A 12318-nucleotide genomic window follows, 5' to 3' on the forward strand; every position below is an offset into this window, starting at 1 on the left:
TTTATTTTCTGTCACCTTATTGGGGATGTTATTATTATGTTAAGTTTAATTTTATATCCTTATTGTTGTTTTAGTTTCAGTCCCCTCAATGGGGAAGTAATTCTAAAGGGCTACGATTTAATCAAGAAAATTAAATAATGTAGTTTCAGTCCCCTCAATGGGGAAGTAATTCTAAAGCCGCCCCAATAACTTTCGCCGTTGCCAATTGGCACGTTTCAGTCCCCTCAATGGGGAAGTAATTCTAAAGGGTACCCCTTTGAATCATTATAACCATGCACCTCAAAATCCACCTTACGGCGCTGATTGCACTTTTGAAAAACAACAACCAACACTGATTTTCAAAAACTGGTCTCAGACCGCATGACCACTAGGTCGGTGCAGATTTTGATTTCCTTTAGAATTTTTTTGGAAAATAGCTTGCTAATTAAATTAGTTTATTTAATAGTTAGCTAAGCCTTTCATTAATTAGTACTATATCATACTCTTTTCTATCTTTCAAGCATTGTAAGATGTACTATGTTAATCCGATTAATTTATCATTTTATTTTCCTAGTATCGTGTATAATAGAACTGTAATTCAGAAAAGGAATAGATTTTCTGAACGGCATATGCATGATTAGGAAAGGAGGAACTATATGCCATCTCTATACATAACCGAACCATCAGCTAGACTACGTAAGGATGGGGGATACTTTGTCGTAGAAGTGGGAGAAGAGGTCGTACAAAAGTTGTCTATTGAAACCGTAGAGGATATTACTGTACTTCACTGTGTGAATGTTTCATCTCATGTATTGACGGAATGTATGATTCATTCTATTCCTGTGAGTTGGATATCTAACTATGGTTTATACTATGGGTCATTATGGGGCCTGAAAACGGTAGATATTGAAAAGCATATGCAACAGTTTCTTATGGCCAATGACTTTGAGTTTTCATTACAAGTATCTAAAGTGATGATTATGGCAAAGGCGAGAAATCAGCTGACTATATTACGAAGATATCATCGAAAGGACACTAAGCCAGAAGTAGCGGCGAAAATATCAGATATGGTAGCTTTATTGCCACGTATTAGTACGGCTCATTCTATTAATCAATTGCGAGGTTTTGAGGGTATTTTGAGTCGATATTATTTTGAAGCTCTAGGATCCATTGTGCCAGAGGGATTTGCTTTTACCACCCGTACTAAACGGCCACCAGAAGATCCCTTTAATGCCATGCTAGGATTAGGATACAGTATGTTGTTTAATGAAGTCTTAGCCTCGGTTATGCATGTGGGTTTACATCCCTTTGTAGGACATATGCATGCCATTCGTCGAGATCATGCAGCCTTAGTATCGGATCTGATGGAGGAGTGGCGGGCACCTATTGTCGATGCCTTATGCCTTAGCTTGCTTACTAAAAAAATGATAACCTTAGAACATTTCAATCGGGTGGAACATGGTTGCTATTTAACAAAGGAGGGTAGAAAGATTTTATTATATCAATCATAATAAAAAATTACGATCCACTCATCAGTATTGGGGTGAACCTTATTCGTACCGCGACTCAATCCGTCGTCAATGTAGGTCTTATGCGTCGGCGATGATGAACCGTACGGTACCTATGTATCTGTCATTTGAGATATATTGACATAACATAGGTTTGAGAAAGGAGAGACTTATGAATTTTTCATTGTTACAAGAGAATTATCCAGCATTGCATGAATATGGACATGCCGCAGAGATAGCTATGCATCAGAACCTTCAAGTATACTTTGTGAAACTTTATTGCTTTGCACAAGCTTTTGTAAGTTATGTGTTCGATGAAATAACTTTGATAAAACAAGAGGGAGAATCCTTAGAGCAGAGACTTTCACATGCAGATTTTGTAGATAGTCTACCAAGAGAGATAGTGAATAAGTTGCAATTATTGCAACTCTATGGAGAACGTGCAATCCATGGCGATGTGAATATTTTATTAGGATGGCAGACGAAACGGGCTATGAAAGATGCCTATCTATTAGGTCGATGGCTATTTAAAGTGTTTGTAGATAGTGAGCGAGACTATTCGCAGTATGTGTTACCTATGTTGTCGAATACGACAGAGAAGGTTATGCCCATAGAGGTGGCAGAGGAATTAGAACGGGTACATAAGGTTATCGGCGATGTACATACTAAAATACCGTATACGATGAACCAAGAGGAGCGAAAGGCACATAATCGGGAGTGCCATGCTCAAGGGGTTGAAATCATTCGTATGGATACCATTGATTATGAGGCAGAGGAAACGGAACAATGCTTAATCGAGGTTAAAAGTGCCATAGAGATTGCTCAGGAGGCACAGATAACCATTTTGAGGCAGCCACACCCTATACCACCGAATTATACATTGCCGAATCCGTCGCAGGCAATAGTTAGAGATGATTTTCACCAGACTAGCCATACAAGAAAGGTTGAGTACAGTCAAGAAAATAAGGTAGAAAAAGAGTTAGCAAAATCAGTTGAGGTAGATGATTTCATCGATGATGAGTTGGTGCAACGCCATGTGATATGTTCATGGAATTCGTTGCGAGAGGAAGCCAAAGAACTGTGTCGCCTCTTAGTAAAAATGTTGGGAGAACGCTGGTATACTATTTCGCATATTATGGAGCATGATTACCAACTTGTGTTTACTGTGAAAGGTGATATCCACTATGGTTCTTATAAGGTATATTATAAAAAGAATGGCAAAATATCTAGGGTTTTACAAGAAGAATCTATGCTTGATGAGGAATTAGACGCGATTATAATGAATTTAGTGGGTTATTCTATTTACGATAAAACACCTTTTTCGTCGAACATTATACATTCTGAAAGCTCCCATCGTGTTGCACAGAGAAGTGTACCAAAAAGTCTGAAGAGTCAGTTCGAAGGTAGTGTAGTAGATGCTTTTCCATATCCAAGAGGCCCTGTAGAAGGGATACAGATGTATATGAAATGGATTGAAGAGGAACTAAAGCCACTAAATATTCGTCTTGCTAAAATGGAACAAGGTCAATATTATATACGGGTGACTTTTACAAAAGGATATCAAATGGCAGTGATGAATGTTTACTATAAACGTACTGGTGAAGTTAGTGCGGTGATTCCTCTTGCGTCTAAATCGTCGAGCCCTATGTTTATAGAAGAGATTTTAGAATGTATCAACCCAGCACAATTAAACTATTGGATGAATACATAATGTAGAGTAGGACTGTTGTATAACAAAGTATAAGATAAATCTATGCAAGATAATTACAATACAAATATAATTTATGCAATAAAACGAAGGAAAAGAGAATGAAATTAGTGGAACTGAATAGAGAAAAATTAATTGAGCAAGATATGGAGCCACTAACAGAGGTTTCAACAAGTGAAGTCTATAGGTTGCGCCGAGAAGGCAAGTTTGACGAATCCTATAGGATGGCATGTGAGTTGATGAAACAACCGAACTCTGGAGAAAGGGAACTTAAGGCCTATGGGTATGTGTTAATGTCGCTGATTCGGCGAAGTGTAGAAGGGAATGATGAAAAAAGTCTAACTACCTATGTAAAAGAATTACGAAGTATCATTGTACATGGAGACGATGTATTTACGAGGAATCAAGAGAAAGCGCTTCGCATGGGAAACCAGGGATATAAGCAAGTAGAAAAGTTATTGCAGGAACGACGCTATAAAGAGGCGGCTAGGGTTGCTCGTGATATATATCAGAATCATCCTAACGATGCAGGAATCGAGCGCCTATATTGTCAAGCCCTATTTAATGTGGTGAAAGAGGAGGCTGCTAAGCCATCGCCTAAAGGTCACTCCATAAAAGCTTATATAGATGCGTATTTTGGTATACAAGGTAAAAGCCGTGCTTTTTATGATGCTTACATTTGGAGCCATATTAGTAAGCTAGAGAATGATCAAGGATCCTTACAGGTGGGTACGTATTATTTAGCTACTATAAATATGGGGCTACCTATCAATGCCTATCGTGGAGAGCGCAAAGAGAGAATGCCTAATACAGCTCAAAAAGGTCCTGACCATTGGCCATCTATGTATGGAAGAATGACAAAGTATGTACTAGATCATTTGTTAACGTGCAAGAATTTAGAACAAATGAAAACTGTTTGTGAATCAGTGGTTGGCAACGAATCTAAGTTGGATGAAGATGAGGCTTGGGTTATCACGTGGAAACGAGGAAAAGTGCTTATGGCATGTCGAGCTTATGATGAAGCTCGTCAATGTGTGTTACAAATCATTGAACGAAAGGGAAAAGAATATTGGGCTTGGAGTGCATTAGGGGATACCTATGTGGCAGAAGATGAAAAACTAGCAGAGTCTGCTTATTGCAAAGCCTTGTTATGCCGCCCTCCATTAAAATTTGGGGCCCCTTTAAAATTGAAATTAGTTAAATTATTAGTAAAAGAACAGTTGTTTGAGGAAGCCAGTGTAGAGGTGGCTGAAATCTTATCGACCCCAGCAGAAGTAGGTAAAAAAGTCTATGAGGAAGCGGAAAAATTAAGCCAATCCTCATGGTATGTAGGAGGGCTTGAAAAGAAAGGTAATCGAGGACTGTATCAAAATCGAAAACATGCTGTGCTTGCTGAATTGTACCAATCTATACCCTGGTCTAATGGTATGATGCTTAGAATATTCACACTTAATCAAAAGAAGTTTTATAAATTTGCCTTTGCTGTGGAGGTAGGCTCTGTACCAGTAGAGGTAATGGTGACAAAAGTTGAACTAGATAGTATTATCTTTGAAGCGGGTAAATGCGTTCGTGCTAAATTAGAGTGGTATACGGATGAGAAAGGGCGTGAGAAAGCAAAAGTTCTTATGATGGAAGAAATTTTATCTATAGAGAATTTTTTACCAATGGAACACGGTATCATCCAGTATATTAATCGAGAAAAAAATGTAGCTCATATTATGACTAAAGAGGGGGATATTCTATATTTACAAAATGCATCTTCCTACAAATTGGGATTGTATACACCGGTGAAGGTGACGTATACGGAGTATAGAGGTCCGTATGGACGTAAGAATAACACAGTTCAGAGCATCGAAGTAATATCACAATCTGAAATAAAAGATATGAAAGCACATGTGCGTGGTACTGTTAGCTTAGAAAATGGCTACTATCGAGCGGTACTAAAAAAATCTGATTATACTTGTTTAGATGATGAATCCTCTGTAGAGAAAGATATCATCATAGATCATCGGTTGGTAGACGAACATTCCTTAGCAGAAGGTGTGACAGTGGAAGGGATTGCTCTACGACAGTACGATAAGAGAGGAAATAAAGGGAGCTGGCGTTTAGTGGACATTACTGACCTTAGCTATGATAGATAATAATTGATAAAACTCTTGACAATAGGCTTACTATGCCGTATACTAATTAAGTATTAACAAGTAGAAACCATCCGTTTCTCACCTGATGTCATGAAATGTTGGGTACAGATAGTTATAAACTATGCTCGGGTGGCCTTGTGCCATCCGATTTTTTTATCCCTTTGGAGGTGACTAGTATTAGCAAAGATACACCGCGTATTAATGAAGAAATCCGTGCTCGCGAAGTTCGTGTCGTAAGTGCAGATAATGATCAGTTAGGTATTATGTCTGTTCGTGATGCTTTAGCTATGGCAGAAGAACAACATTTAGATCTAGTAGAAGTAGCCCCTAATGGTAAACCACCAGTTTGTCGCATTATGAACTATGGTAAATACCGTTATGAGCAACAAAAACGCGAAAAAGAAGCAAAGAAGAAGCAAAAAACTTTCACATTGAAAGAAGTTAAGCTTCGTCCTCACATCGAAGATCATGATTTTTATGTAAAACTTAAAAATGCAGCTAAATTCTTAGGTGATGGTAATAAAGTTAAGGTAACGATCATGTTCCGCGGTCGTGAATTGAGCCACCCAGAATTGGGGCTTAATGTGCTGACTCGTTTTGCTGGTGAATTAACTGACCAAGCGGTTGTTGAAAAAGAAGCGAAACTAGAAGGCCGAAACATGACAATGATTTTAGCTAAAAAAGGTAATTAGGAGGAAGAATAATGCCAAAGATTAAAACTCGTCGCGCAGCGGCTAAACGTTTCCAAGTAACAGGTAGTGGTGAATTCAAACGTGCAAAAGCTTTCAAAAGCCATATTTTAGAGAAAAAATCTCCAGCACGTAAACGTAATCTTCGTAAAGCTACATTGGTTAGCAAATCTGACTACAAACGCGTAGTGAAATGCTTACCATACGCATAAGATGCAAATATTTTAGTAACATATAACGATATTGGAGGAATACAATAATGGCAAGAGTAAAAACAGGCGTAACAGCGCATGCACGTCATAAAAAAATCTTAAAATTAGCTAAAGGTTACCGCGGTACACGTTCTCGCTTATTCAAAAAAGCAAACGAATCCGTAATGAAAGCATTATACTATGCTCGTCGTGACCGTCGTGCTAAAAAACGTGAGTTCCGTAAATTATGGATCGCTCGTATCAATGCAGCAAGCCGTATGAATGGTTTATCCTACAGCCGTTTCATCGCTGGTTTAACAAAAGCTGGTGTGGAAATCAACCGCAAAATGTTGGCTGACTTGGCAGTACATGATGCAGCTGCATTCGCGAAATTAGTAGAAATTGCTAAAAACGCGTAAGACAAATAGATATTAACCTATAGAATTAGGTTGTGCATAGAAGAACAGTCCTTTGGGGCTGTTCTTTTTTGCTATCTTTCAGAATGTTGAATTGATATTACTACATAGAGTGATAGAGATATATAAATGATAGTAGCAGCTAGCAATATTTCTATAAAAATACCCTTGAAAGTGATCCTTCAAGGGTATATTAATATATTTTTGTTAATTATCTAAAGAATCGTCCCACTACAGGTAATCGAGCTCCATCGTTTTTATTTAAACCTTTCAGTACAATCATGATAGCTACATAGATAAGTGCACCTATGATAGCGGTAATCATAATGTTAAAGAAGGTAGGGATAGTTCCTTGTAAGATCGGATAGAAATAGTACATGGCCACGCCCATGATAGAGGCGGAGATAATATTTTTTCCTAACAAGATAAGGTCGATGAAGTATCCTGTGTGACGATGAATCCAGATAAGATTCAATAGAGCAGCAAAACCAATATCGGCGACAGTGGCGTAAGCAGCGCCGCCAATACCTAAGGCAGGGATAGCTGTTAACTCCCAGTTTAAGATGACTTTTACAATGGCTGCGATTCCCATGTTGATGACAGGAATGCGTGGTTTTCCTAAACCTTGCAAGATACCTGTCGTCACCTGGTGAAGACCTAAAAAGAAGATGGCCCACGCTAAGATTTGCGTTGCTTCTGCGGCACGTGGTGCGTTATAAATAGTGGATACCACTGGTTCTGCCAAAACGTATAGCATCACCGTGAAAGGAATCGTTGCTACGAAGGTTAACCGCATAGAACCTGCCGTGCGATAGTAGACTTGTTTTATATCTTTAATGGATACAGCATTGGAAACAGCTGGCACAATGCTTGTGGCAATGGCCGCCGTAATGATGGTTGCCAAGTTGATAAGAGGCACCGCCATGCCTGATAAATATCCGTATAGCTCCGTAGCTTCATGGAGCGGATAGCCGATATCGATCAATCGCCGTGGGATAATCGCTACATCTAACATGGCTACAATAGGTAGCATCATGCTAGCTAAAGCGATAGGAATGGACAAGTTGATTAAACGACGAATGATAGACTTGGAACTTTCAGGTGGTTCTGTAGTTATCATCGGTTCGTCTAATTGTTTTGGTAGGCGATAGTAATAGTACATGAGTACCACTAAAGCACCGACTGCTCCGATACCAGCGCCTAGGCTGGCCCCACCGGCAGCTACATCTAATCCATAAGGGAGTAAGATGTATGCAGCTCCAAGCATGACCACTACACGCAGTAATTGTTCTACAATTTGGCTAATCGCCGTAGGTGTCATCATTTGCCATCCTTGTAAGTAGCCTCGATAGCAAGAAATGAGGGTGACGAAGAAGACTGCTGGTGATAGAGCAATTAAAGAATAGTAGGCTCTTGGGTCTGTAATGAAATTAATGTCAATAAGCCATTGGGCAGAACCGTAGACGGCAATACTGAACAATAGGCCGAGGACAAATAGCATTTTAAAAGAAATGGAAAAAACCTTCTGGGCTCCTAATACATCATATTTTGCTAATTTTTCCGCGGTCATAATGGAAATGGCAATAGGGATTCCTGCGCTAGATAGCTGCAGAGCCAATAAGTACGCTGGAAATGCCATTTGGTAGATACCGATACCTTCACCACTGAGAACACGGGATAAAAAAATCCAGTTCAAGCTACCAATAGCTTTTACCACAAATCCCGCAATCGTCAAGATGAGTGTACCTTGTAAAAATCGATTAACCATGATATCTCCTATACTGAAAGATTCGATTGAATCTATGAAAGACTTACTTTTAATTGTACCATAGAATCAGTACTCTCTCAATAAGATTGACTACATTTGAGAACATAGATTTTTCTTGAATCGCTCTAGTAGATACGGTATAATAACTATATATAGTCATTAATAATGTATTTAATTATATACTACAAGGAGGCCCATTATGCCATTAGTATCTACAAAAGAGATGTTTGAAAAAGCCTATGCTGGCGGCTATGCAATTGGTGCGTTCAATGTAAACGACATGGAAATTATCCAAGGTATTGTGGATGCGGCGAAAGTGGAGCAAGCACCATTGATTTTGCAAGTTTCTGCAGGAGCACGTAAATATGCAAAACCTGTATACTTAACAAAACTGGTGGAAGCAGCTTTAATCGATACAGACCTTCCTATTGCTTTGCATTTGGATCATGGTGATGATTTTGAAATTTGTAAAGACTGCATCGATAGCGGATTTACTTCTGTTATGATTGATGGCTCTAAACATCCTTTTGAAAAAAATGTAGAATTGACAGCTCGTGTAGTGGAATATGCTCATAAACATGGCGTTGTAGTAGAAGGTGAGTTAGGTCGTTTAGCAGGTGTGGAAGATGACGTAAACGTTAGCGAGAAAGATGCGTTGTTTACCGATCCAGAGGAAGCCGCTGAATTCGTTCGTTTAACTGGCGTTGATTCCTTGGCGATTGCTATCGGTACAAGCCATGGTGCGTATAAATTTAAAGGCACTCCATACTTAGATTTTGGTCGTTTACAACGAGTAGGCGAATTATTGCCGAACTTCCCAATCGTATTGCATGGGGCATCTTCTGTACCACAAGCATTCGTAGAAAAATGTAACTCTTTTGGTGGCGCTATTCCAGGTGCACAAGGGGTGCCTGAAGATATGCTTCGCAAAGCAGCCACAATGGCAGTGTGCAAAATTAATATCGACACAGACTTGCGCTTAGCGATGACTGCAAGCATTCGTGAAGTATTAGCAAACAATCCTGCTGAATTTGACCCTCGTAAATACTTGGGACCTGGCCGTGAGGCTATCCAAGCTATGGTGCAACATAAAATTAAAAATGTATTAGGTTGCAACAATAAAATTTAATTTGATTTGAGAAAAGCTGGCATGCTCTTAGGGCGTGTCAGTTTTTTTGTTATGGTAAATCATTGTAAAAGTAGTAGTTTTTATTACCAATATTGTAAAAATGGTATATAATGAAGGTATCATATATTTTATATCCATAGTAAGCGAGGTGATAGCATGGAAGCTACTGCAAGAAAACTAAATCTTAGTGTAAATGTGGAAAAACCGAAATCGTTACAACAATTAACTAAAGAAGAATTGTACAAAAGTTTACGTGAAAGTTATCAAGTGAGTATACATGATAATGATGAGACTTATGATGCTCGCGAAGTCATTAAAGGATTGCTAGCAGAGGTTTAATATGGGAACCTATCGAGTACGAATCAATAGGCGAGTTAAAAAGCAGTTAAAAGAGATCGTTCATTATATCACTAATACATTATATAATCCCATCGCGGCTAAAAATATCTTAATGAGTATTGAAAAAGCAATTGATTCTTTGGAAGTCTTTCCATATAGAAATCGGATATTTGATCCGATAGAGTTTCCTGGACTTTATAGGCACTTGATAAAAAAATATGCAATTTATTATTATATTGATGAAGATAAAAAAGAAGTTATAATTATTGGCATTCATAGAGATAATTGGAATGTCATAGGAACTTTATAAATAAGCAAATTAAAAGGACTGTATAACATGCCTAGGCATGGTATACAGTCCTTTAGTTACGTTAGTATGTATATCGTCGGTGGGAATCACCGCTCTCGTATAGCTTCTCGCTTTTCGATGTACCATATATACATCGTCGGTGGGAATCACCGCTCACATATAGCTTCTCGCTTTTCGATATATCGTAATAATAAGATATTACTGTACATAGTATTTGTCAATAAGGAAAATGGTGTTTTAAGGGATTTGCTTAAAATACTCTGGTAATGGTGCTTGCAATGACATCCACTCTTGTGTCATAGGATGGATAAAATGTAGTTCTGTGGCGTGGAGGCATTGTTTGGTTTGCCACGTTAAGGAGCCTCCATATAAATCATCGCCTGCGAGTGGGTATCCTAAAGCACTAAGGTGGACTCTGATCTGGTGAGTTCGTCCCGTGTGCAGATAACAGCGCACATGAGTATGATGTGGATGTTGTCGAACTACATCGATATCTGTATGGGCAGGTTGCCCTAGTGGATGAGCACAACGTTCAATAATGCTACCCTCTAAGCGAGCAATAGGGAAATGAATGGATAACTTACTGACAGGAATAATACCATCGGTTATAGCATCGTATACTTTTTGGATGCGTGAATGCTGCTTGGTGAAAGCATGTTGAACCAAGGCATTCTTAGCAATGATAACGAGACCAGAGGTGTCCTTATCTAGTCGATGGATGGGGTGAAAGCTAGCGTTCATACTTTGTTTTTCAAAGTATGCCAATACGCCGTTGGCAAGTGTATGGTATCTTTCAGAGGAAGTAGGATGCATAAGCATGCCTGCAGGTTTATTGATGACCAACAGATGGTTGTCCTCAAAGACAATGTCTAAGTCCATTGGCGTTGGATCGATATGGGAAGTTTTACTTAAGTGGACCGCCACAGAGTCGCCAGGATGAAGTAAGGTATCCCAAGTAGCAGGTACTCCGTTCACAAGAAATGAACCCTCACGACGAAGACGACGGCGCATTGCTTGTGATACATTTTGCTCTCGGATGGCTTGATTCATGGAGCATGGAGCATGATCTAATGAAAGTGTAAAATATAAAATAGGTTGCATAGATGTCCTTGTAATTGAGTAAAGTATATATGTATCCAAATGTAGATTATATAATTTATCATATCATAGATGAGAAGACATTTAAATATATATGACAAGCATGATAGAGCTGGTATCTATGGGGACAGAAGATACTGAACTACAATAATAATTGTGATAAATAGTAAAATTTTATATAACTTTTATGGATAGCTAGAATGCATTAAATGAAAATTCTTATAGAAAATTATAAGTAAATACATTAATATATAAATAAGAATATTTTGTAATAATGGGGATAATATATGTTTATTAATCATAGTAATCATCCAAGTGCACAATGGGATGAGGTACAACGGAGGGAAGCGGAACGTTATGGACCTATTGTAGACGTACTGTTTCCAGGGATAAATCCAAACAGCACTTCAGATGAAGTTCAAAAACTGGTGAACCTAAATGGTGCGACTATTTTGAAACAGCATCCATCTGTTGTGATGGTGCAAGGAGAATTTACCTATACATATAAATTGGTAGAATTTCTAAAGTCTCATCAGATAAAAGTCGTGGCAGCTACTAGTGAAAGAATAGTCAAAACATTAGAAGATGGAAAAACAAAACAAGTAGAGTTTAGCTTTGTGCAGTTTAGAGAATTTTAAGGAGAAGAGAGATGGTGGAGAAACAAGACTGTAATATCTTATTGACGGCGTATAGCAGTATATATGGTTCATTAACTTCTTTAGAGTCTTTAGACCATAATTTAGAAGACTTGAAGTCTCCAATGTATGAAGATGATAGCGAATGTTCTTTTATGGATAAAGCATTGAGTACAAGTGAAACAGTATTAAAATATTTACTGTTACCTAAAAAAGATGGAAGGGGAGCGATGTTGAATGATCTTGACCATGTATTTACATTTACTACAGACGATGTAATTAAGGTTGAGTTAGATGAAAATGAAAACGAAAAGTTAAAAACCTATAAATTAAAAGATGGTACTTTAGTATATCAATATTTAGATGGTGTTAAACGAACTGAATTTAAAAACCACAAAGAATTTATT

13 protein-coding genes, 1 CRISPR repeat array and 1 other annotated feature are annotated in these 12318 nt (G+C 38.2%); of the genes, 11 read left to right on the forward strand and 2 right to left on the reverse strand.

Translation table 11 applies throughout. From position 1 onward, the window contains the following. Positions 1–71 precede the first annotated feature (71 nt). Positions 72–249: a CRISPR direct-repeat array (repeat unit 35 nt; unit sequence GTTTCAGTCCCCTCAATGGGGAAGTAATTCTAAAG). A 386-nt stretch (positions 250–635) separates the two neighbouring features. The 6 genes from cas1 to rplT all read left to right on the forward strand — a co-directional run bounded on the left by cas1 (position 636) and on the right by rplT (position 6635). Beyond that, on the forward strand, positions 636–1490 hold the full coding sequence (gene cas1 / locus EO119_RS07780) for a CRISPR-associated endonuclease Cas1 (RefSeq protein ID WP_126941348.1): 855 nt from the start codon (positions 636–638) through the stop codon (positions 1488–1490). A gap of 169 nt (positions 1491–1659) precedes the next feature. Continuing rightward, a complete protein-coding gene (locus EO119_RS07785) occupies positions 1660–3198 on the forward strand; it encodes a hypothetical protein (protein WP_126941350.1) in 1539 nt (512 codons plus the stop codon). 98 nt (positions 3199–3296) lie between these two features. Further along, a complete protein-coding gene (locus EO119_RS07790) occupies positions 3297–5336 on the forward strand; it encodes a hypothetical protein (protein ID WP_126941352.1) in 2040 nt (679 codons plus the stop codon). A gap of 52 nt (positions 5337–5388) precedes the next feature. Beyond that, positions 5389–5498, forward strand: a sequence feature (ribosomal protein L20 leader region). A 5-nt stretch (positions 5499–5503) separates the two neighbouring features. Next, complete coding sequence (infC, locus tag EO119_RS07795) at positions 5504–6028, forward strand: translation initiation factor IF-3 (protein WP_009354125.1); 525 nt, start codon at positions 5504–5506, stop codon at positions 6026–6028. Between the two features lie 11 nt (positions 6029–6039). Beyond that, positions 6040–6237: a 50S ribosomal protein L35 gene (rpmI, locus tag EO119_RS07800; RefSeq protein WP_009354135.1), complete on the forward strand. Its 198-nt coding sequence runs from the start codon at positions 6040–6042 to the stop codon at positions 6235–6237. 47 nt (positions 6238–6284) lie between these two features. After that, entirely contained in the window at positions 6285–6635 is a 351-nt protein-coding gene (gene rplT, locus EO119_RS07805) for a 50S ribosomal protein L20 (protein ID WP_009354133.1), read from the forward strand. Positions 6636–6843: 208 nt separating this feature from the next. On the opposite strand, the gene EO119_RS07810 is transcribed toward rplT, so the two are convergent. Further along, positions 6844–8400 (reverse strand): polysaccharide biosynthesis protein, encoded by a 1557-nt coding sequence (locus EO119_RS07810; RefSeq protein ID WP_126941354.1) that lies wholly within the window; start codon positions 8398–8400, stop codon positions 6844–6846. 199 nt (positions 8401–8599) lie between these two features. On the opposite strand from EO119_RS07810, the gene fba reads away from it, so the two are divergent. The 3 genes from fba to EO119_RS07825 all read left to right on the forward strand — a co-directional run bounded on the left by fba (position 8600) and on the right by EO119_RS07825 (position 10178). Next, complete coding sequence (fba, locus tag EO119_RS07815; protein WP_062403391.1) at positions 8600–9529, forward strand: class II fructose-1,6-bisphosphate aldolase; 930 nt, start codon at positions 8600–8602, stop codon at positions 9527–9529. Positions 9530–9685: 156 nt separating this feature from the next. Further along, positions 9686–9868 carry a hypothetical protein gene (locus tag EO119_RS07820; RefSeq protein ID WP_126941356.1) on the forward strand — a complete coding sequence of 61 codons (183 nt, stop codon included), beginning with the start codon at positions 9686–9688 and terminating at the stop codon, positions 9866–9868. A 1-nt stretch (position 9869) separates the two neighbouring features. Beyond that, positions 9870–10178, forward strand: coding sequence for a type II toxin-antitoxin system RelE/ParE family toxin (locus EO119_RS07825; protein WP_126941358.1), 309 nt, complete (start codon positions 9870–9872; stop codon positions 10176–10178). Positions 10179–10415: 237 nt separating this feature from the next. On the opposite strand, the gene EO119_RS07830 is transcribed toward EO119_RS07825, so the two are convergent. Next, positions 10416–11279, reverse strand: coding sequence for an RluA family pseudouridine synthase (locus tag EO119_RS07830; RefSeq protein WP_126941360.1), 864 nt, complete (start codon positions 11277–11279; stop codon positions 10416–10418). Between the two features lie 284 nt (positions 11280–11563). On the opposite strand from EO119_RS07830, the gene EO119_RS07835 reads away from it, so the two are divergent. Next, on the forward strand, positions 11564–11914 hold the full coding sequence (locus EO119_RS07835; protein WP_126941362.1) for a CRISPR-associated protein: 351 nt from the start codon (positions 11564–11566) through the stop codon (positions 11912–11914). Positions 11915–11925: 11 nt separating this feature from the next. Further along, positions 11926–12318 (forward strand): hypothetical protein (locus EO119_RS07840; RefSeq protein ID WP_164725699.1); only part of this gene is annotated, 393 nt, incomplete at its 3' end.

It is taken from the genome of Veillonella sp. CNR 79/14, assembly GCF_003992185.1.
Taxonomy (GTDB): domain Bacteria; phylum Bacillota; class Negativicutes; order Veillonellales; family Veillonellaceae; genus F0422.